The organism is Kibdelosporangium philippinense, assembly GCF_021390435.2.
Taxonomy (GTDB): domain Bacteria; phylum Actinomycetota; class Actinomycetes; order Mycobacteriales; family Pseudonocardiaceae; genus Kibdelosporangium; species Kibdelosporangium philippinense.
The window spans coordinates 60,806-80,852 of sequence record NZ_JAJVCN010000005.1; the positions used below are offsets into that span (position 1 = coordinate 60,806).

At 65.7% G+C, this 20,047-nt stretch carries 20 protein-coding genes and 1 riboswitch; of the genes, 15 read left to right on the forward strand and 5 right to left on the reverse strand.

Features of this window, described 5'->3' with window-relative positions; translation table 11 throughout:
• The first annotated feature begins 12 nt into the window (after positions 1-12).
• From LWC34_RS53395 to LWC34_RS53405, 3 genes are all read left to right on the forward strand, one after another.
• Positions 13-585, forward strand: coding sequence for a TetR/AcrR family transcriptional regulator (locus tag LWC34_RS53395; RefSeq protein WP_233734284.1), 573 nt, complete (start codon positions 13-15; stop codon positions 583-585).
• A gap of 85 nt (positions 586-670) precedes the next feature.
• On the forward strand, positions 671-1,900 hold the full coding sequence (locus LWC34_RS53400) for a cytochrome P450 (protein WP_233734285.1): 1,230 nt from the start codon (positions 671-673) through the stop codon (positions 1,898-1,900).
• Positions 1,897-2,127: a ferredoxin gene (locus tag LWC34_RS53405; protein WP_233734286.1), complete on the forward strand. Its 231-nt coding sequence runs from the start codon at positions 1,897-1,899 to the stop codon at positions 2,125-2,127. The genes LWC34_RS53400 and LWC34_RS53405 overlap by 4 nt, the downstream gene beginning before the upstream one ends.
• Before the next feature lie 27 nt (positions 2,128-2,154).
• On the opposite strand, the gene LWC34_RS53410 is transcribed toward LWC34_RS53405, so the two are convergent.
• On the reverse strand, positions 2,155-2,844 hold the full coding sequence (locus LWC34_RS53410; RefSeq protein ID WP_233734287.1) for a nitroreductase family protein: 690 nt from the start codon (positions 2,842-2,844) through the stop codon (positions 2,155-2,157).
• A 106-nt stretch (positions 2,845-2,950) separates the two neighbouring features.
• Between LWC34_RS53410 and nadD the strand changes: the two genes are divergently transcribed.
• From nadD to LWC34_RS53445, 7 genes are all read left to right on the forward strand, one after another.
• The gene (nadD, locus tag LWC34_RS53415) at positions 2,951-3,565 is read left to right on the forward strand and encodes a nicotinate-nucleotide adenylyltransferase (RefSeq protein ID WP_233734288.1); all 615 of its coding nucleotides are present in this window, start codon (positions 2,951-2,953) and stop codon (positions 3,563-3,565) included.
• A gap of 69 nt (positions 3,566-3,634) precedes the next feature.
• On the forward strand, positions 3,635-4,009 hold the full coding sequence (rsfS, locus tag LWC34_RS53420) for a ribosome silencing factor (protein WP_233734289.1): 375 nt from the start codon (positions 3,635-3,637) through the stop codon (positions 4,007-4,009).
• On the forward strand, positions 4,006-4,620 hold the full coding sequence (locus LWC34_RS53425) for a histidine phosphatase family protein (protein ID WP_233734291.1): 615 nt from the start codon (positions 4,006-4,008) through the stop codon (positions 4,618-4,620). The genes rsfS and LWC34_RS53425 overlap by 4 nt, the downstream gene beginning before the upstream one ends.
• A complete protein-coding gene (gene octT / locus LWC34_RS53430) occupies positions 4,617-5,336 on the forward strand; it encodes a diglucosylglycerate octanoyltransferase (RefSeq protein WP_233734293.1) in 720 nt (239 codons plus the stop codon). Before LWC34_RS53425 ends, octT begins: the two co-directional genes overlap by 4 nt.
• Positions 5,337-5,347: 11 nt before the next feature.
• Positions 5,348-6,190: a DegV family protein gene (locus tag LWC34_RS53435; RefSeq protein WP_233734295.1), complete on the forward strand. Its 843-nt coding sequence runs from the start codon at positions 5,348-5,350 to the stop codon at positions 6,188-6,190.
• Positions 6,191-6,325: 135 nt separating this feature from the next.
• Positions 6,326-7,048: a ComEA family DNA-binding protein gene (locus tag LWC34_RS53440; protein ID WP_233734297.1), complete on the forward strand. Its 723-nt coding sequence runs from the start codon at positions 6,326-6,328 to the stop codon at positions 7,046-7,048.
• 1,183 nt (positions 7,049-8,231) lie between these two features.
• Entirely contained in the window at positions 8,232-10,634 is a 2,403-nt protein-coding gene (locus LWC34_RS53445; RefSeq protein WP_233734299.1) for a DNA internalization-related competence protein ComEC/Rec2, read from the forward strand.
• Positions 10,635-10,885: 251 nt separating this feature from the next.
• Here the strand turns inward: LWC34_RS53445 and LWC34_RS53450 are convergent, their stop codons facing one another.
• Both LWC34_RS53450 and LWC34_RS53455 read right to left on the reverse strand, forming a co-directional pair.
• Positions 10,886-11,497, reverse strand: a complete 612-nt coding sequence (locus LWC34_RS53450; RefSeq protein WP_233734300.1) for a hypothetical protein — start codon at positions 11,495-11,497, stop codon at positions 10,886-10,888.
• Entirely contained in the window at positions 11,472-11,921 is a 450-nt protein-coding gene (locus tag LWC34_RS53455; protein ID WP_233734302.1) for a MarR family transcriptional regulator, read from the reverse strand. The genes LWC34_RS53450 and LWC34_RS53455 overlap by 26 nt, the downstream gene beginning before the upstream one ends.
• 74 nt (positions 11,922-11,995) lie before the next feature.
• On the opposite strand from LWC34_RS53455, the gene LWC34_RS53460 reads away from it, so the two are divergent.
• Positions 11,996-12,928 carry a hypothetical protein gene (locus LWC34_RS53460; protein WP_233734304.1) on the forward strand — a complete coding sequence of 311 codons (933 nt, stop codon included), beginning with the start codon at positions 11,996-11,998 and terminating at the stop codon, positions 12,926-12,928.
• Between the two features lie 22 nt (positions 12,929-12,950).
• Here LWC34_RS53460 and thrC read toward each other — a convergent pair whose 3' ends face one another.
• Entirely contained in the window at positions 12,951-14,207 is a 1,257-nt protein-coding gene (gene thrC / locus LWC34_RS53465; RefSeq protein ID WP_233734306.1) for a threonine synthase, read from the reverse strand.
• Positions 14,208-14,218: 11 nt separating this feature from the next.
• Positions 14,219-14,333, reverse strand: a riboswitch (SAM riboswitch).
• A gap of 108 nt (positions 14,334-14,441) precedes the next feature.
• On the opposite strand from thrC, the gene holA reads away from it, so the two are divergent.
• Positions 14,442-15,422, forward strand: coding sequence for a DNA polymerase III subunit delta (gene holA, locus LWC34_RS53470; RefSeq protein ID WP_372496875.1), 981 nt, complete (start codon positions 14,442-14,444; stop codon positions 15,420-15,422).
• Positions 15,423-15,989: 567 nt separating this feature from the next.
• On the opposite strand, the gene rpsT is transcribed toward holA, so the two are convergent.
• Positions 15,990-16,250 carry a 30S ribosomal protein S20 gene (gene rpsT, locus LWC34_RS53475; protein ID WP_037269325.1) on the reverse strand — a complete coding sequence of 87 codons (261 nt, stop codon included), beginning with the start codon at positions 16,248-16,250 and terminating at the stop codon, positions 15,990-15,992.
• Between the two features lie 198 nt (positions 16,251-16,448).
• On the opposite strand from rpsT, the gene LWC34_RS53480 reads away from it, so the two are divergent.
• From LWC34_RS53480 to LWC34_RS53490, 3 genes are all read left to right on the forward strand, one after another.
• Positions 16,449-17,291, forward strand: a complete 843-nt coding sequence (locus tag LWC34_RS53480; protein WP_233734310.1) for an EamA family transporter — start codon at positions 16,449-16,451, stop codon at positions 17,289-17,291.
• A 92-nt stretch (positions 17,292-17,383) separates the two neighbouring features.
• Complete coding sequence (locus tag LWC34_RS53485) at positions 17,384-19,021, forward strand: circularly permuted type 2 ATP-grasp protein (protein WP_233734312.1); 1,638 nt, start codon at positions 17,384-17,386, stop codon at positions 19,019-19,021.
• A gap of 24 nt (positions 19,022-19,045) precedes the next feature.
• Complete coding sequence (locus tag LWC34_RS53490; RefSeq protein WP_233734314.1) at positions 19,046-19,993, forward strand: alpha-E domain-containing protein; 948 nt, start codon at positions 19,046-19,048, stop codon at positions 19,991-19,993.
• Positions 19,994-20,047: the final 54 nt, after the last annotated feature.

The following is a 20,047-nucleotide window of genomic DNA, read 5'->3' on the forward strand; positions in this document are numbered from 1 at the left end:
TCAGGAGCGGAAGTGAGCGAACAACGCAAGCGGGATTCGGCCGCGAGCAAGGTGGCTTTGCTTGACGCGGCAAGGGATTTGTTCGCCGACCGTGGGTATGATCGGACGACTGTCCGTGACATCGCCGCTCGCGCCGGCGTCAACCAAGCGCTGCTGTTCCGTTACTTCGGCAGCAAGGAGGCGTTGTTCGCGGCGGTGGTCGCTCGCTCGGGCAAGGAACGTCTCGCTGAGTACCCTCGCGACCAGGTTTTCGCCCGGATGCTGCGCGGGGTGCTCGACAAGGACCAGCAGGGCGACCACACGGTGCAGATCATGCTGCGCTCCAGTGGCGAGGACACGGTGGCCAAGGACATCAACGAGCAGTTGGGCCAGGACTACGTCAGGGCGCTGGCTGGGCTGACTGATCAGCCGGACAGTGCGTTGCGGGCTCATCTGGTGCTCGCCTGGATCATCGGGATCGACGTGATCCGCTCGATCGCCAGGGCTGATCCGCTGGCCAGTGCGGGCGCCGACGAGGTGATGGCGTGCGTGTTGCCCGCTGTCCGGACATTGCTCGAAGGAGTGAGGGATATTCCGGACGCGTAGGGCGACGATTCGTTGACCCCTAGTTATCGGACGAGTACCTTCGAAATTGTAAGCAGACGCTTACAAGGCAAAGGGGGCCTGGTCGATGACCACAACAGACCATCCGATCAACTACCCGTTCCCTGGCGGCGGCACCGATGACTACGTAGCGCTCAACCCGTCGGCTGAGCGAGCCGGGCTCGCGGACAGCGAGCCGTTGGTCCGGGTCCGCCTGCCGTACGGTGGCGACGCCTGGCTCGCCCGTCGCTACGAGGACGTCAAGCTCGTGCTCGGTGACACCCGGTTCAGCCGGGCGGCCGCGTTCGGCAAGGACGTGCCACGGTCGTTCCCGGTGATCCGCGAGGACAAAACCCTGCTTGACATGGATCCGCCGGACCACACGCGGCTCCGCAGACTTGCCACGAAGGCGTTCACCTCCAAACGGGTCGAGACGCTCCGGCCACGCGTGCACCAGATCGTCAACACCCTGTTCGACGAGATGATCGCCAAGGGCGCACCCGCCGACCTGATGTCCTCGGTGTCCTGGCCGCTGCCGATCACCGTGATCTGCGAGATGCTCGGCGTTCCCTACGAGGACCGAGAGAAGTTCCGTGCCTGGACCGACGCGTCACTGGCGATCAGCGCCTTCACGCCTGAGGAGATCGAGCAGGCGACCCGCAACCTGACCGACTACATGGCCGGTCTGCTCCGCCAACGCCGGGAAAACCCCAAGGACGACCTGCTCACCGCGCTGATGCAGGCACAGGACAACGATGACCGGCTCGACCCGGACGAGGTCGTCCAACTGGCCGCCGCACTCCTGGTCGGCGGGCACGAGACGACGGCCAACCAGTTCGGCAACTTCGTCTTCAGCTTGTTCGACCACCCCGAGGAGCTGGCCAAGCTGCGGGCGAATCCGGACACGGTGAACGCCGCGGTCGAGGAGTTGCTGCGGCACACCCCGCTCAGCGCGAGTGGCGGCTTCGTGCGGATCGCCACCGAGAACGTCGAGGTGGGCGGCACGACGGTACGCGCGGGCGAAGGCGTGTTCGCCGACGTCGTCGCCGCGAACCGGGATCCTCGGCGGTTCGACGACGGCCAGGAACTCAAGCTGGATCGCGAACCTATCGGGCACATCGCGTTCGGGCACGGCGTGCACCACTGTATCGGTGCGCAACTGGCCAGGATGGAACTCCAGGTCGCGCTCGGCACGTTGATCAGACGGTTCCCCGACCTCTCGCTGGCCGTGGACGCGCAGGATGCGCCGTGGAAACATGGCCGTCTAGTCCGTGGCCTGCAAGAGCTGCCAGTTACCTGGTCGGAGGTACGTGAGTGAGCGACACACAGTGGCGCATCGAGGTGGAGCGCCCTTTGTGCATCTCGTCGGGGATGTGCGTCGGTATCGCACCGGACCACTTCGAGCTCGAAGCCGACGGTTCGCACGCGCTGGCCGATGTGGTCGACCAGGATGAGGCCGTGATCGACGCGGCCGAGTCGTGCCCGGTCGAGGCCATCAAGGTGTTCAGCGCCGCCGAGAACGAACTCGTCGCACCGGTTGACTGACCCGGTGCCCGTCCGGGCGTGAGCCGCTCACGCCCGGACGATCACCTGATCCAGCGATTTACGCACCAGATCCGGGACCACCGCGTCCTGCGCCGGATAGCCGGCCGCGATCACCGCGAACGCCTTCTCGTTACGCGGCCGGCCAAGCACCTCGGACAGGAACTTCATCGGGCTCGGCGTGTGCACCAGCGCGCACAACCCCGAAAGGTGTAGAGCGGTCAGCAGCATGCCGACAGAGATGCCGACCGATTCGTCGACGTAATAGTGCTTGTGGCTCTCGCCGCTCTCGTCGAGGTAGAACCGCTGCTCGAACACCACGATCAGATACGGCGCGTCGGTCAGGTGCGGCTTCTGCTCGTCCGTGCCGAGGGGTTCGAGTGCGGACAACCACTCCTCGCCAAGCCGTCCCGCGTACGAACGGCGTTCCTCTTCTTCGGCCGCGCACCGGATGGCAGCCCTCGTTTTGGGGTTGGTCACCAGTACATAAGTCCACGGTTGCTGATGTGCGCCGGAAGGCGCGGTCGCCGCCACCGCGATCGCGTCGAGGATCACTTGTTCCGGTACTTCGTCGCCGGCGAACGCACGGACCGTGCGACGCTGGCTCATCCGTTCTCGCAGGTCAGCGGCAATAACCATGGACGCTTTCGGCGGAATCCGGTGAGGCCGGTACGGCGTCGGCTGATACGGCTGGCCGTGCATGGGTGTCCAACTCCTCATAACCCTCCATCTTGCCTCGATGAACAGCGGAAAGGCCCCCTCAAGAGGTGAAAAAGGCAGGTAATGGCCCCTCTTGGAGTCTTGATGCCGCGTACTCTGCCGAGCTATGTCGGCGAAATGTCGAATCGGGATCATGGGCGGCACCTTCGACCCGGTGCACCACGGTCACCTCGTCGCGGCCAGCGAGGTCCAGGCACGGTTCGGCCTCGACGAGGTCATCTTCGTGCCGACCGGTCAGCCGTGGCAGAAGGGCAGCCGCGAGGTCAGCCCGGCCGAGGACCGATACCTCATGACGGTGATCGCGACCGCGTCCAACCCCCGGTTCTCGGTCAGCCGGGTGGACATCGACCGCGGCGGGCCGACGTACACCGTGGACACGTTGCAGGACCTGCGGGCCAAGCGTCCGGACGCGGAGCTGTTCTTCATCACGGGCGCGGACGCGCTCGGGCAGATCCTGTCGTGGCGCGACGCCGAGAAACTGTTCGGACTCGCCCATTTCATCGGCGTGACCAGGCCTGGGTACACGCTGGACGACCATCATCTGCCGGACGGTTCGGTCAGCCTGGTCGAGGTGCCCGCGATGGCGATCTCGTCGACCGCGTGCCGCGACCGCGTCAGCCTTGGCGAGCCGGTCTGGTACCTGGTTCCGGACGGTGTGGTGCAGTACATCCAGAAGCGCAACCTGTACTCCGAGCGGATCATCGGCTGTCAGTCGGAATAGTCATGCGCCTCGACGGCCTGGCCCAGGTACCCTCATACCTCAATTGCTGATGGCCCGACAAGGAGAGATGTGCCTGCTACGCCCGACGCACGCAGGTTGGCGCTGGTGGCGGCCAACGCGGCTGCTGACAAACTGGCCAGTGACATCGTCGTTCTCGACGTGTCGAACCAGCTGGTGATCACCGACTGCTTCGTGATCGCCTCCGCGCCCAACGAGCGCCAGGTCGGCGCGATCGTGGACAACGTCGAGGAGAAGATGCGCGAGGCCGGCACCAAACCGGTCCGCCGCGAAGGCGCCCGCGAGGGCCGCTGGGTGCTGCTCGACTTCGTCGACGTGGTGGTGCACGTCCAGCACACCGAGGAACGCTCGTTCTACTCGCTGGAGCGGCTCTGGAAGGACTGCCCGCGAATCGAGTTCGACCCGACGCCAGAGCAGGAAACGTGACGCTTCGCCGCCTCGTGCTGTGGCGGCACGGGGAGACGGACTACAACGCCGAAAGCCGGATGCAGGGACATCTGGATTCGGCGTTGACCGAGGTCGGCTGGAACCAGGCCCGGTTCGCGGTGCCCGCGCTTGCCCGGTTCTCCCCGGATCTGGTTGTGGCATCGGACCTTCGCCGTGCGACCGACACCGCGACGGTGTTCGTCAACGCGACGGGGGTTCCGCTGCGGATCGACAAGCGTTTGCGTGAGACCAATCTCGGTGAGTGGCAGGGTTTCACCGGCGCTGAGGTCGATGAGAAGTCCCCAGGATCACGGGCGGTGTGGCAGCAGGACGCGACCTGGGCACCGCCCGGTGGCGAGTCCCGGATCGAGGTTGCCGCTCGTGCCGCCGAGGTCGTCGCTGACCTGGACGAGGGCGACGAGGAGACCGTCATCCTCGGTACGCATGGCGGCTTGATCACGGCCCTGACCGGCAAGCTCCTGGCGTTGCCCGTGGAGTGCTGGCCGATGCTCGGTGGCATCGGCAACTGCCATTGGACCGTGCTGGCCAGGCGGGAGTCGACTGGGCTGGCCTGGCGGCTGATCGCGTACAACGCCGGCATCACGGGATGACCACGCTGCTGGTCTTCGGCGACTCGCTGAGCTTTCACGGCCCCGATGGGCCGATGCCCGCCGACGACGCACGGCTGTGGCCCAACGTCGCGGCCGCGGAGCTGGGCGGGACGGCTGAGCTGGTCGCCGGGTTCGGCTGGACCGCGCGTGACGCCTATTGGTCCTTGGTCGGCGATCCCCGGGTGTGGACGTTGCTGCCCAAGGCTGACGTGCTTGTGCTCGGTGTCGGCAGCATGGACACGTTGCCCTCGCCGTTGCCGACCTATCTACGTCAAGGCCTGCGGTATGTGCGCCCGGATGGCCTGCGGCGATGGGCCAGGGACCGGTATCTGGCGGCTCAGCCGTGGTTGTCGCAGGTCATGGGTGGTCGGCCGGTCGCTTTGCCGCCCGGATTGACGGTTCGCTACCTTGATTTGATCTTGACTTCGATCCGGGCGTTGCGGCCGACGTTGCCCGCAGTCGGCGTGTTGCCCCCTGAGCATCGCGCGCCGTCCTACGGTGGCGTGCACACCGGGCGTGTCCCCGGTGCTATGGCAATTTCCCGATGGGCATCATCGATCGGGGTGCCCGTACTCGACTTGGCCTCGTTGACCAGGGACCACGTGCTCGGCGGGCACGGCAACGCCGACGGAATGCACTGGGGCTGGGACGCCCACAAAGCCGTCGGACGCGCTTTGGCCGAGTTGGTCGTCTCCACCGGCGCGAAACAGACGTAGGCTCGGCGATCATGTCCGTCGTCGTAGTCACCGACTCCACGGCGCACCTGCCCGAAGGCTTCGCGGCCCGGCACTCGGTGCGCGTGATACCCCTGCATGTCGTCATGGACGACCGAACCGGGCTTGACGGTATCGACATCGGCCCGATGCAGCTGGCGAGCGCGTTGTCCCAGCGTCAGGTCGTGACGACGTCGCGGCCTTCGCCGCACGAGTTCGCGACTGTCTACCGGGAGCTGCTGGACGCTGGGGCGTCCGGTGTGGTGTCCGTGCACCTGTCCCGGCATCTGTCGGGGACATGGGACTCGGCGCGACTCGCGGCTGAGGAGGTCGGCCCGGACAAGGTACGGGTCGTGGATTCCCGGACAACGGGCATGGGGCTTGGCTTCGCGGCGCTTCGTGCCGCGGCTGCGGCCGCTGACGGTGCCAAAGGGCTCGACGTCGAGGCCGAGGCGGTGACGACCGCGGCTCGTGCCAAGACTTATTTCATGGTTGAGACGCTTGAGTATTTGCGGCGAGGCGGGCGGATCGGGGCAGCGGCCGCGTTGGTCGGGACCGCGCTGGCGGTCAAGCCCGTGTTGCATGTTGCCGACGGGCGGATCATGCCGTTGGAGAAGGTCCGGACGGCCAGTCGCGCGATGGCTCGGTTGGTGGATCTCGCTGCCGATTCAGCTGGCAGTGGACCGGTTTCCCTTGCCGTGCACCATCTTGCCGCGCCAGACCGGGCTGCCGAGCTGGCCACCCGCCTTGAGGAGCGCTTGCCCCGGTCGTCTGGGTGCGTGGTGTCTGAGCTCGGTGCGGTCATTGGCGCGCACACAGGCCCAGGCGTGCTCGGTGTGGTCGTCCTCCCGGACTGAACCCCCTACCACAAACCACCGACACCCCAACAAAAAACCCAACCCCGAACCCGAACTTGTCCACAACCCCAACTTGTCCACAGCGAAACCACCCTCAAGAAGGCAAAAACCCAATCACCCCCCTACGCTCGAAGCATGTTCGAAAACCGCCAAAAACAAAAACCAGCGGACGCGAAGTCCCGCCTAAAGCAGCTGTGGACGGCGCACGCGACCGAAACCCCTTCCCCTGTAACGGAATGGATAGACGAAACCCCGCCATCCCCGCCACCGCAACCAGTAGCCCGCGACCGCCTGAAGAACCTCCGGCTGCCCGTCGTCGCGACAGCAGCTGTCGTCATAGCCGCCTGTGCGGCCATAGGAATCCTTGTGGCACAACCAGAAACGGAAGTGCCGCCGCTGTTGCCCGCTGCGGTGGTGAGCACCGACGCGCCTGCGTCAACGGGCAGCATGGTGATCAGTGTCGTAGGCAGAGTCCCCAAACCAGGACTCATCACCTTACCCGAGGGCTCCCGCGTAGCCGACGCGATCCAAGCAGCAGGCGGAGCGTCCGATGTAGACGCTCTAGCCCTGAACATGGCCCGTCGCCTAGCGGACGGTGAACAGATATACGTAGGAATCCCACCGCCCCTGGAGGCGCAGCTACCCATACCCCAATCCAAACCAGCGAAAATCGACCTCAACACGGCAACATCTGCGCAACTCGACACCCTCCCCGGAGTCGGCGCGGTGACAGCCCAGCGCATCATCGACTGGCGCGCACAACGCGGCCCCTTCAAAGCAGTGGAACAACTCCGCCAAATAGACGGCATCGGCGAGAGCCGATACACCAAACTCAAGGACCTGGTGACAGTACGATGACAATCCCCTTCCTGCCCACACCAGAAAACTGGCCCTTCTCCCCAGTCGAAACCTTCTGGCTCACCGCGGTGGTCAGCGGCTTCCTCATGATCTCGAACCTCCGCCTCCCACCCTGACACCCCAAGCCCCCTCGCTCCCTGCTGTCCCTACGTCCGCCGAATCCCTGCGTGGTCTCGAAATGAAGTCCTTCCCTTCTCGCACGGGATAGACAGACCTACCCCAGAACAATCCCTCATGACCCGGCCGTCGCCACGCGCTCATTCGCCCTTTACGGCCTGCATGGAGGCCAGAGCCGTTGCTGGGCAGCTATTTACCCACCCACACACAACCTTGGAGCTCGACATGCGCTTAAGACCTTGCTAGAGGCAACAAAACTTCGTTCCTCGCCATGACTCAAACCCGATAAGCCAAGCCGAAAGCCGAAGCTGGGCGGGGCACCCCCGGTGCGGAATGACGAAGTCACACGGCGGGGCAAGGCATCTCACGCTCCCGAACCCGTGAAGTCACGTGCCTAATCTCGCCGTGCCGGAACGACAGGATGTCGGTGTTGGTGTCGGCCCGAGCGTCTCGCGGAGCTGGCGCGGTTCGCCACTGTACTGCAGCGGCGATCTCACCGCGCTTAAGAAGCGCGCCGCTTCTTAAGCGCCTCCGGCACTTGATCGCCGCAGCACGCCTTGGCAGCAACAGCTCCTCAAGACCCTCGCCGATCCCGCACTTGGCGAGCCAAGGGCAGCCGCTGCGCTGGTGCGGCCTTCCGCTGCGGTGGTGTGGGCTGTTGGCCATGCCGGAAGGAGGAAGTCATGGTGCTGGGACAGACGTCTCGGCCTGCCGGAGCGGTGACCTCACCGTGCTGGAAGTCGCGGCCGCTGGTTAGGCGCCTCTTGCACTTGATCTCCGCTGCGCGTCTGACTTGCCGTTCCTTGAGCTGCTTGTCGATGTCGTATTCGGCATGCCAGGGGCGGCTCTCATCGAGCGAAGTTCCTGCGCTGGTGCGGCCTTCCGCCGCGCCGGTGTGGGCCTTCACCAAGCCAGAACGGCGAGGTCAGGGCGCTGGAACAGCCAACTCAACCCGTCGCAGCGGTGAAGTCACCGTGCCGGAAGGTCCAAACCGGAGCGCGACAAGCCGTACCGGGGATACGGCGCCCGCCAGAAGCTCAGGATCGCGTTTCGTGAAAGGAGGCGAATGTCGTTGCTGAACCGCAGCATGCTCGACCCGCTGAAGATGCGGGACTGGCGGCTGGTTCCCGCAGCCATTGCCGTCTGGCTCGCAGCCCTCCTCGGCCTGCTTGTCAGCTGGTGGTGCACGGTGGTAATCGGTGTGTTGGCCGGTAGTGCAGGAGCCCTCGTCCTCTGGAAGCGCTGGCCCGCACTGGGTCTGCGCGGTGATGGACGTGGCCGATGGTTGAGACGCGGGATGGGCTGGTCATTGTTGGTCTGCGGTGCGGTCTCCATCGTGCCGACCTCATGGCGGCTCAAGGACTGGGAGCAGGACCCGCTCAGGTTCTACGCGGACCGAGGAGAAGCAGCGCACCTGACGGTCGTCCTGTCGGACCGCCCACAGCCCATATTCTCCGCGGGATTCGGCGGGCAACAAGCGGGCGCGCGATTGGCGTCTGCATCCGCTGAAGTCAAAGAGGCCAAAGTGGACGGCCAAAGCATTCCGTCGACGGGAGCAGTAGTGCTCCTTGTCCCCATGGCAGGTTGGTCAAGCCTCCTGCCAGGACAGCAACTCCGCGCCGACGGGACTCTCGCGCCCGGAGACTCGGCGGTAGCCGTGCTGCGAGTGCGAGGACCGCCTACTGACGTGACACCTGCGCCGGTGTGGCAGCGAGTCGCCGAGGAAATGCGCGCCGGGTTGCGGCAAGCAGCCGGAGTCCTATCGCCTGAATCAGCGGGATTGTTGCCTGCGCTGGTAGTCGGCGACACGACAATGCTGCCGCAACGCGTGGTCGAAGAGTTCCGTGCGGCCGGGATGGCGCATCTGCTGGCTGTGAGCGGGGCGAACCTGGCGATTGTGGGCGTGGCGACGCTGCTGTTGCTACGGCTCATGAGGCTTGGGCCGAGGCTTTGCGCGACAGGCGCCGGATTGACGCTGGTTGGCTTCGTTGTGCTCGCTGGGCCGGAGCCGAGTGTCCTACGTGCCGCAGTCATGGGTGGCGTGGGGTTGCTGGCGTTGGTGATTGGGCGTGAGCGGGCCGCGTTGCCTGCGCTGGCCACGTCGGTCATCGTGCTGGTGCTGCACGACCCGATGATGGCGACGAGCATTGGGTTCGCGTTGTCCGTGTTGGCAACGGGTGCGTTGGTTCTGCTCGCGACGAGATGGTCGCGGTCGATGGCTGACCGTGGCGTGCCGCGGATGCTCGCGGAAGCAGTGGCGGTACCGGCTGCTGCGCACTTGGCCACAGCACCGGTAGTGGCCGGGATGAGTGGGCAGATCAGCTTGGTTGCCGTTGGCGCGAACTTGTTGGCCTCAGCGGTCGTGGCTCCGGCGACTGTGTTGGGTTTGCTGGCCGCGCTTGCCGCTGGGCTGTTTCCGTGGCTTGCCGAGTTCTTCGTCTGGCTCGCTGGGCCGGAGCTGTACTGGATGATCCAGGTCGGGCGGCACGCCGCCGCGATCCCCGGTGCGGTACTGGACTGGCCTACCGGATGGTGGGGAGGGATGCTGCTGGCCGTTGTCCTGACCGTGGGCGTTCTGTTGTTGCGGCACAGGCGTTTGCGTGTCCTGGCTGCTGCCATGGTCGTCGGATTCGCGGTCGTGTTGGTCCCGATCCGGGTTGTCGCGCCCGGATGGCCGCCGTCCGGGTGGTCGTCGGTGGCGTGTGATGTCGGTCAGGGTGACGCGGTCGTCCTGGCGACCGACGAACCAGGGCGCGCCGTGCTCGTCGACACAGGTCCAGATCCCGGAGCCATCGCCGGGTGCTTGAACAGGCTGGGGGTGTCACGGATTCCCTTGGTGATCCTGACGCACCTGCATGCCGACCACGTCGGTGGACTGCCTGCGGTGCTGGGCGGGAACGCCATCGGTGCGGTTGCCGTCGGCTCGGGCAGATTGCCTGCGTGGGCATGGCGCCAGGTGCAGTCGGAGGCTGAACGATCCCAGGTGCCCGTGCTCTGGCTGACCGCGGGGCAACGTTTGAACTGGCCAGGTTTGACCATCGAGGTGCTCGGCCCGCGTTACGCCGACACCACACAGGAAGGTGAGGCAACCGGAACGGAGATCAACAACGGGTCGCTGGTGCTGCGGGCGACCACAGGAAGCGGCCGGGTCCTGCTGACCGGTGACGTCGAACTGGCCGCACAGGCCGACTTGCTGGACACCAGGGTCGACCTGCGCGCCGATGTCCTCAAGGTGCCGCATCACGGCAGCCGGTACATCGTCCCGGAGTTCATCGATGCTGTCCGCCCCCGCGTCGCCATGATCAGCGTGGGCGCGGCAAACCGTTACGGCCACCCGAATCCGGGCACGCTCCGGCGACTTGTCGCTGGGGGAGCGATGGTGTTGCGGACAGACCAGGACGGTGATGTCGCTGTGGTCGGCGACTTGACCGTTGTCCGCAGAAGAGATCCACGTGGGCCGCCGAAGTAACGCGGCCAGGGCGCGAACCGCGCCCTGGCTTCACGTCAACACAGGAGGTGGGGTATAGGAAGGACCAGAGAAGCCCGGGCGCGGGATCCTGGTGACACGTTCACCGCCTAGCGGACCGCCAGGACGTTGGCTGTCGAGTTCCATCAGTCGCTGTTCCTCAGCGCGTAAAGCCTTGGTGCGACGGCGGATAGTCCTCTGCTGCGCGATGAAAGCCTTGACGCCCACGAAGATCGGGACAGAGAGCGTCAAAACTACGAAGAGACCGGCAAGTCGTGGGCCCATGGCTTCTTTGCCTTCGCTGAAGGAAAGCATGGCGGCGCCGATGATCCACACGACCCCAACTTGATGGTCGGGAAAGGACTGCGTGTGTCATGACGCGAGAATGCGCGGTAAACGTTGAACTCTGCGGCGATCTGCGCGCGGACCAGCCACAGGCGGCGCAGTGTCGCGTCAGGAGGCACGTCGCCTGCCGGGATGTCGTGGTAGAAGGAGACTTGGACAGCAGGGACCTCAGGAACTGGGTCGGGGAACTCCCGCCACACCTCGTGCGGTAGCCAGCCCTCGCCAGGGATCGGGGCGTAATCACGCACTCCTGGATGTGTACGGATCTGTTTCCTGATCGGTGGTACTGGCGCTTCCAGCCGATAGCCGAAGTACAGCAGGACGAGGATCACTCCGGCGCTTGCGATGATCACCGGCCAGAACGGGTCGCTTGGCGGGGCCAGCTGCTCGCCCAACAGCACGCAGTTGATCATCGCGATCACCACGGCTGAGGACTTCAGCCAGTACCCCAGTCTTTCCACGGCGAAAGGAAGTATCACAAAGGACAGTGCGCGGTCACCGGTCGAGGCGCTCGATCTCATCGCGCAACACCGTCACCGACTGCTCGGCGAAGTGGTGCAGTGTGGCCAGTTGTTCCAGGTCGTACTGGGTGAGGATCTCCGACATCCGGTCGAACAGTGGGGTGTAGAGATCAGTGGCCAACTGTGCCCGTTCGGGCACGGCGGTGACAACGACCTGGCGCCGGTCAGTCTTCGACTGTTCCCGGTGGGCGAAGCCTGCCTTCTCGAGCCGGTCGACGACGGACGTGATCGCGCTCGGCGACATCCGTAGCTCCTTGGCCAGCTCGCGAGGCGTCTGCGGCCGCTGGATGAGCAGGAAAAGGCACTTCAAATCGGTGCTGGCGATCCCGAGACGAGCCGCGATCGCGTCGCCGAGCGTCGTGCCGAGTGCGGCAGCTTGCTGCTGGACAGCCAGCAGCCGGGTTACCAGGTCGGGATCGGCCACCGCGACTCCTTCGTTCGATCGTGGTATAGCTTAGTTGGTGAGATATTTGGTTGTCGAATTAAGGGGTGGTGGCGGTGCAGCAGCTCGTCTTCGGCGGGAACGCCCGCAAAGGGCTGTCCGGCCTGCGTAACCTGGACACGGTCGCCGATCCGAGCGTGACCTGGCGTGGTGATCGTTGGTGGATGGTGCTGGGCGGGACGCACGGCCAAGACCGCGTGATCAAGTTATTCACCGCCGAGTCGACAGTGGCGAACGACGGTTGGCGGATCATGACCGCGCAGGACGATCCAGGTCTGGCCGTTCAGTTGGCAGACGCCCCAACGCCCGACGGGTGGGATGCCACCGGCTACCACTGTCCGGCGTATGCACGTGGGCGCGATGCCAGCGGCGCCGTCGTCGAGCGGATCTACTACGCGAGCTCGTCGAGTTTCGACAGCTTGTATGGGCCGTACCAGATCGGCTATCTGCAATTGATGGGCGACGATTGGGTTCGTCGACCGGAACCGGTGTTCACCGCGAGCGAGCCGTGGGAACGAGGCACGGTCCTCGAACCGAACGTCCTCTTCTGCGATGGGCGCTGGCTCCTTCGCTACACGGCAGGCCTGGCCACAGGCGCGCTCGCGATGACCGGCCTGGTCGAAAGCCCGGACGGTGTCAGCGGATGGCGCCGGATCGGCGCGCCCGAAGCCAGGCAGTTCGATGCTCACGTGATCGCCGGTGATCATGGGTTCGACCTGATCATCTCCCGGCACCCGCTCGACTCGAAGTTCACGCCCGACGACGGTCTCTGGCACTCGCGAGGCGAAAACCCGGATGGTCCTTGGAACCCCGCGCAGCAACTGGTGAGCACCATCGACGGCACTGACTGGCACCAGTCCGGTGTCTGGAAACCCACTGCCGTAAGGGAAAACGGTCGCTTGGTGGTGTTCTCCACAGTGGCGCAGCCCGGCGAGAACCCTTACGTGCCAGCGCTTGGCATCGGCATGTACGAGGTCTCCGCCGACTGAGCGGCGGAGACCTCGGCAAACGTCAGAAGCCGAGCGCTTTGTGGACCGCGTCGGCCGACGGCGGGACCGTCGCGCGCGGCCCGACCTTGCTCTCGATGGCGTCGAGGGTCTTCAGGCCGTCACCGGTGATCAGCAGGACCGTCTCGGCCTCCGGGTCGAGCTTGCCCGTCTCGATCAGCTTCTTCGCCGTCGCGACGGTCACGCCGCCCGCGGTCTCGGTGAAAATGCCTTCGGTACGGGCCAGCAGCCGGATGCCTTCGACGACTTCCTCGTCGCTGACGTCTTCGATTGCGCCGTTGGTGCGGTTGACGACATCCAGCACGTACGGGCCGTCGGCGGGGGCGCCGATGGCCAGCGAGCGCGCGATGGTGTCCGGGCGTACGGGCTGGACGACGTCGCGACCTGCCTTGTACGCGGCGGAAACCGGCGAGCAGCCGGTCGCCTGCGCGCCGAAGACACGGTATGGCGTCTCTTCGACGAGCCCGAGCGTGCCGAGCTCACGGAAACCCTTGTCCACCTTGGTCAACTGCGCACCGGAGGCGATCGGCACGACCACCTGCTGAGGCAGCCGCCAGCCGAGTTGCTCGGCGATCTCGTAAGCCAGGGTCTTGGAGCCCTCGGCGTAGTACGGCCGGACGTTGACGTTGACGAACGCCCAGTCCTCGTGCTCCGCGGCCAGTTCGGTGGCCAGCCGGTTCACGTCGTCGTAGTTGCCCTCAACGGCGATCAGCGCGCCGTCGTAAACCGCGGTGGTCAGAATCTTCGCCTTCTCAAGGGAAGACGGGATCAGCACAACGGATTCCCAGCCGGCACGGGCAGCCGCGGCGGCCGTGGCGTTGGCGAGGTTGCCGGTCGACGGGCAGGCCAGCACGCGGAAGCCGAGCTGACGCGCGGCAGCCAGTGCGACGGCCACGACGCGGTCTTTGAAGGAGTGCGTGGGGTTTCCGGTGTCGTCCTTGACCCACAGGCTTTTCACGCCGAGCGCCGCGGCGAGGCGGTCCGCCTTCACCAGCCTGGTCAGCCCGGGTTCGGTGTTCGGGTAGTTGTCCACATCGGACGGAACCGGGAGCAGGTCACGGTAGCGCCAGATGTTCTTCGGTCCCGCTTCGATGTCTTCCCGCCGGATGTCGCCGAACGAGTACTTGACTTCGAGCGGGCCGAAACACTCGGCGCAGGCGAATTCCGGGGCGAGTGGGATCTCGTGGCCGCACTCCCGGCACGACAGTGCCTTGGCAGGTCCGAGGTCGAAGGTGGTCGGCGCACCGACTGTGGTCGTCATCGCGAGGTATCTCCTCATCTTTCCGGCTTTCGCCGGTCGGAATTGGCACCGTGTTCGTCACCTGAACGGTGAACGCCGGTTGCCGGGGCTTCTTCGGGCCGATCCCTCTGCCCCTCTGGATGAGCAATGTTCAGTTGTGGGTCTGTCAGCAGGACACGTTACGGCACGCCGGTTACTCAATGCCACCCATGGCGCCCACTATCCGGGAGGGCGAGGCGTGGCAGTATGCGTGATGTGAACGCCCCGGCCGTGACGCCCGAGCCGCTGCAACTGGTGCTGGGTGAGGAAGAGCTACTGGTAGACCGCGCGGTCCGGGCCGCGCTGGAATCCGCGCGCCTCGCCGACCCAACCGCGGACCTGACCAGGGTCCGGGTGGCTGATCTCACAACCCCGCAGCTCACCGAGTTGGTCAGTCCATCACTGTTCGCCGAGGCTCGCGTGGTGGTGCTGGAGGCGGCGCACGAGGCAGCACAGGAGATCGCCGACGCGATCATCGCGTACGGCAAGAACCCGGCAGATGGCGTCGTGCTCGTGGTCTTGCATTCAGGAGGCGGACGCAGCAAGGTCGCCAAGGCCCTGCCCGCGGCCTTGAAGAAAGCGGGCGCGAAGGTAACCGAGTGCCCGAAGATGACGAAGGCCTCGGAGCGTGAAGAGTTCGTCCGGCACGAAATCCGCGTCGCCGGAGGCAAAACCGACGCAGCCGCAGTCGCTGCCCTAATCGAAACCGTCGGCTCAGACCTGCGAGAACTCGCCTCGGCAGCCGCGCAGCTGGTCGCCGACACCGACGGCAAGGTCGACGAGACAGCCGTCCGCCGCTATCACAACGGCCGGGCGGAGGTGAACGGCTTCGCGGTCGCGGAGAAGGCCGTCGTCGGAGACCTGCCGGGAGCGCTGGAAGCGCTGAGGTGGGCGATGCAGCTCGGCGTGCCGCACGTGCTGGTCGCTGACGCCCTGTATGACGCGGTCCGCACTGTCGCCCGCATCGCGCCACTCGGCCGGGTCGACCCGTTCAAAAGTGCCGGTGAGCTGGGCATGCCGCCCTGGAAGATCCGGAAGGCAATGGGCCAGACCCGCGGCTGGCACCCAGCGGGCCTTGCGGACGCGATGCAGATCGTCGCCAAACTGAATGCGGACGTGAAGGGCGCGGCGGCCGACGCGGGCTACGCCTTGGAGCTGGCGATCATCAAGATCGCCCGAGCCCACCGCCGCGCCTGATCCGGACGGCTTCCGCGCCATTCCACGCTGGTTTTCGAGGGGTTTCCGCGGGCCTGCTTTGTCTGGAGTGGCTGGTTCGGAGGGTTTCGCGCGGGCTTGCTCTGCGGCGGACTCGCTGGTTCCGGCGGTTTCCCTTGGACTCGCTCTACGTGGAAGTGGCTGGTCTCGCGCGGACTTGCTCTGCCTGCGACCTGGTCTGGAGGGGCTCCGACAGAGGCCCATCCACCTAGGCGCTTAGACCCGGCCCGGGCAGCCTACGGCATCCCACCGACACAAATCGGCGCCTGAAATGAGCACCCCCCGATGGCCCAAAGTACTGGGTGGGTCTGACAGAAATCGCAGGTTGGGGCGGGAAACGGTGGCGGCTGTGGATGGCGAGATGGTGATGGTTCCAGGGGCATGACATGCGAGGGGCCGGGAGCTTGTAGGTCTCGCTGGGCCATGTGGCCGGATGGCAACACCATGGCCACCGCAGGCAGAGGCGCGCGGGCGGGTAGGACGGTTCGGCCGGACATGCGAAAGGGGCCCGTACCTTCGCAGGTGCGGGCCCCTTTCTGCAGGCTCTTGTCAGAGGCTGTTCGCGCGCTTGGCCATTGCCGACTTGCGGTTGGCGGCCTGGTTGGCGTGGATGACGCCCTTACCCGCGGCCTTGTCCAGCTGGCGGCTGGCGACCTGCAGCAGCTCGATGGCCTTGTCCTTGTCGCCGGCGTCGGCGGCCTCGCGGAACTTCCGGATCGCCGTCTTCACCGAGGACTTCACGGACTTGTTGCGCAGGCGAGCGGCTTCGTTCGTCTTGATGCGCTTGATCTGGGACTTGATGTTGGCCACGCTTGTACTCCTCAGTATCGCTATCCGGATTGCCGTACCGCGACTTGTCGGCCCCGCTGGTCGCGGGTTTCCTCCAGGGCGGAATGCCACACGGCACGGCTGCCGTAGAGAGTAACAACCCGTCACCTTTGTCGGCGAATCCACCCCCTGGGAAAACGGGTAACGACGTTCTCGCAGCTTGTAGCAGGGTGGGGACCTGTGGATCTTGTCGCCGTAGGTCTTGTCCTGTTCGCCGCGATTGCCCACGCGGGGTGGAATTTTTCCGCGAAGCGGGCGGGCACGGGTGGTCCGCTGTTCGTCTGGCTTTACCAATCCGCGTCAGCTGTCATCTGGCTGCCGGTCGCGGGCATCGCTCTGCTTGGGGAACCGCCACAGTGGCATTGGCTGCTTGCGTCCGGCGTCAGCGCCGTACTGCACGTTGCCTACGGACTCGCGTTGCAGAAGGGATACGCGGCGGGCGACATGTCGGTTGTGTACCCGGTGGCGCGGGGGAGCGGTCCGTTGCTTTCCGTGGTCGCGGCGGTCGCGTTCCTAAATGAGCGGCCGGGGCATTTGGCGCTTGTGGGTGCTGCGGTGGTTGTGGCGGGCGTGTTTGTCGTCGGGTTGGGCAAGAAGCATGTGTCGGTTGGGCCGAGTCTTTTCTACGGCGGGCTCACCGGGGTGACGATCGCGAGCTACACGTTGTGGGACGCGCTCTCTGTTCAGACCGTGCCGCCGTTGATTTACTCCGCTACGGGTGCGGTGATTCAGAGCTTGCTTATGGCGCCCTATGCCGCGCGCAACAGTGGACGTATCGGTCCTTTGTGGCGGGAGCACAAAGTCGATGTGCTCGTCATCGCTGTCTTGTCTCCGGCTGCTTACATCGCTGTCCTGTACGCGATGCGGATCGCTCCTGTGAGCATGGTCGCGCCTGCTCGGGAGTTGTCGATTGTGTTCGGCAGCTTCATCGCGTGGCGGTGGCTGCGCGAACCGAATCCCGTTCAACGGCTTGCCGGGGCACTCGTTGTGCTCACTGGGGTTGTCTTGATCGCTGTTTCGTGACGTTCATCGGAGGTTTCCGGTACGTAACAGGCAGGGACATTGGCCGGACAGAGTAGTGCGCGATGGCGTTTCGCTGGGTGAAGATGTCGACCATGAGCCGTCGCGCAACCACCTCACGGGCCAAGACCGACCCGTCGACCAATGGGCACGCACCAGGCGCGCTGTTCGACGGCTATCTCGACCCCGGCCGTCCGCACGCGGGCGCGTACGACGAGATGTTCGCCGAGGAAGCTTCGGTCCGGTCGGCGTACCGAACCCTCTACGACTCGCTTGCCCCCTCCGAGGTCTCCGATCTTGCAGCTCGTGCCGAAGCGCTCGGCCGTGCGTTCGTGGACCAGGGCATCACGTTCTCGTTGTCCGGGCAGGAGCGGCCGTTCCCGCTGGACCTCATTCCCCGCGTGATCACCGCGTCGGAGTGGTCCAAGTTGGAACGCGGCATCGTGCAGCGAGTCCGGGCGCTGGAGATGTTCCTCGCGGACATCTACGGCGACGCGCAGATCATCCGGGACGGCGTGCTGCCGCGCAGGCTGATCGCCTCCTGCGCGCATTTCCACCGTGAGGCCGCCGGGATTTCGCCGCCCAACGGTGTACGCATCCACGTCGCCGGGATCGACCTCGTGCGGGACGAGCAAGGCGTGTTCCGGGTGCTTGAGGACAACCTGCGGTGCCCATCCGGGGTGTCCTACGTCATGGAGAACCGTCGCACGATGGCGCGCGTGTTCCCGGACCTGTTCGCGCGCCACCGCGTGCGGGCGGTCGGTGACTACGCGGGGCACCTGCTGCGCGCGCTGCGGGCTTCGGCGGCGCCGAACGTCGCGGACCCCAACGTCGTTGTCCTCACGCCGGGCGTGCACAACTCCGCGTACTTCGAGCATTCGCTGCTGGCCCGCCAGATGGGCGTCGAGCTGGTCGAGGGACGCGACCTGTTCTGCCGCGACAACACCGTCTACATCCGGACCACCGAGGGCGAACGCCAGGTCGACGTCATCTACCGCCGCATCGACGACGACTTCCTCGACCCGGTGCAGTTCCTGCCCGACTCGGTGCTGGGCGTCGCGGGGCTGGTGAACGCGGCCCGCGCGGGCAACGTCGTGATCGCGAACGCGGTGGGCAATGGCGTCGCGGACGACAAGCTCGTCTACACGTACCTGCCGGAGATCGTGCAGTACTACCTCAACGAGAAACCGTTGCTGCCCAACGTGGACACGTTCCGGTGCTGGCTGCCTGAAGAACGTGAGCACGTCCTGGCCAATCTGGACGAGTTGGTGATCAAGCCGGTGGAGGGCTCCGGCGGTTACGGCATCGTGTTCGGCGCCGAGGCCACCGGCCCTGAGCTCAACCGGTTGCGGCGCAAGATCAGGGGCAACCCGCGGGGCTGGATCGCGCAGCCGGTCGTGCAGTTGTCGACCGTGCCGACGAAGGTTGGCGACAAGCTGGCTCCCCGGCACGTCGACCTGCGGCCGTTCGCGGTCAACGACGGCAACTTCATCTTCGTGCTGCCCGGTGGGTTGACGAGGGTCGCGCTGCCGGAGGGCAGTCTCATCGTCAACTCGTCGCAGGGTGGCGGGTCCAAGGACACCTGGGTGCTGGCCGCCCGGTCGTCCACTGTGGAGCGCGAGCTGGCCGAGCCTGGGCTGGCCGAGATGGCCGGGATGAGCTCGACGGCTGTGGACCAGGGCCCGGAGTTGTCCAATAACCAGCAGCAGCAACAACAGCAGCAACAGTCCTAGAAACAGTGACAGGCAGGAGGCACGATGCTCGCACGCAACGCCGAGTCGCTGTACTGGATCGGACGCTACGTCGAACGAGCCGACGACACGGCTCGAATCCTCGACGTCTCGGTGCACCAGTTGCTTGAAGACGCCACGGTCAACCCGGACGCCACCAGCCGTCAACTGCTGGCAGTCCTTGGCATCGACCCGCCAAACGGCAACACCCTCGATGTGTGGTCACTGACCGAACTGGTCGCCTACTCCGAGGACCACGCGGGCTCGATCGTCTCGTCGTTGACCAGCGCACGGGAGAACACCCGCGGCGCCCGCGAGGTGGTCTCAACCGAAATGTGGGAGTGCCTGAACGCCATGTGGAACGCCGTGCCGGAGCGGCAACGCTACGCGCGTCAGGTGGGCCCGCACGCGTTCTTCTCGTTCGTCGAGGACCGCGCGGCCATGTTCGCGGGGCTCGCGGACTCCACGATGAGCCGCGACGACGGCTGGCGGTTCCTCGTGCTCGGCCGTTCGGTGGAACGCGTGGACATGATCGTGCGGCTGCTGATGTCCCGTGTGGGTGACAAAGCGTCTTCCCCGGGTTGGGTGACCGTGCTGCGCTCAGCGGGCGCGCATGACACGTACCTACGGACCTACCGTGGCGCGTTGGACGCGGCACGGGTCGTGCAGTTCATGTTGCTGGATAGGCTGTTTCCTCGGTCGGTGTTCTACTCGTTGCGGCAAGCTGAAGCGTGCCTCGAGCAGCTTGACCATCAGCCTGACGTTCGGGTGGGTGCGAGGGCGGAAGCGTTGCGGCTGCTCGGGAAGGCCCGTAGCGACCTGGAGTTCCTCCGGCCCGCGGATTTGCTGAACGACCTGCCGAAGCTGTTGCGCGGGCTGCAGGCTACCGTCCGGGACGTGGGTGAAGCCGTGTCGCAGCAGTACTTCCACACCGCGCCTTGGGTCGCGTGGACCAACGCGGAGGTGTCTTCGTGAGCGAGCTTGCGAGCGAGCCATTCAACACAGTGCCTCAGCGACTCACGGCGGCGG

Bases quoted from the DNA above. Each gene is read 5' to 3' on its own strand.
- LWC34_RS53400 (WP_233734285.1), top strand. From the start codon at position 671: ATGACCACAACAGACCATCCGATCAACTACCCGTTCCCTGGCGGCGGC.
- LWC34_RS53410 (WP_233734287.1), bottom strand. From the start codon at position 2,844: ATGAGGAGTTGGACACCCATGCACGGCCAGCCGTATCAGCCGACGCCG.
- nadD (WP_233734288.1), top strand. From the start codon at position 2,951: ATGTCGGCGAAATGTCGAATCGGGATCATGGGCGGCACCTTCGACCCG.
- octT (WP_233734293.1), top strand. From the start codon at position 4,617: ATGACCACGCTGCTGGTCTTCGGCGACTCGCTGAGCTTTCACGGCCCC.
- LWC34_RS53435 (WP_233734295.1), top strand. From the start codon at position 5,348: ATGTCCGTCGTCGTAGTCACCGACTCCACGGCGCACCTGCCCGAAGGC.
- LWC34_RS53440 (WP_233734297.1), top strand. From the start codon at position 6,326: ATGTTCGAAAACCGCCAAAAACAAAAACCAGCGGACGCGAAGTCCCGC.
- LWC34_RS53445 (WP_233734299.1), top strand. From the start codon at position 8,232: ATGTCGTTGCTGAACCGCAGCATGCTCGACCCGCTGAAGATGCGGGAC.
- LWC34_RS53450 (WP_233734300.1), bottom strand. From the start codon at position 11,497: ATGAGATCGAGCGCCTCGACCGGTGACCGCGCACTGTCCTTTGTGATA.
- thrC (WP_233734306.1), bottom strand. From the start codon at position 14,207: ATGACGACCACAGTCGGTGCGCCGACCACCTTCGACCTCGGACCTGCC.
- LWC34_RS53485 (WP_233734312.1), top strand. From the start codon at position 17,384: ATGAGCCGTCGCGCAACCACCTCACGGGCCAAGACCGACCCGTCGACC.
- LWC34_RS53490 (WP_233734314.1), top strand. From the start codon at position 19,046: ATGCTCGCACGCAACGCCGAGTCGCTGTACTGGATCGGACGCTACGTC.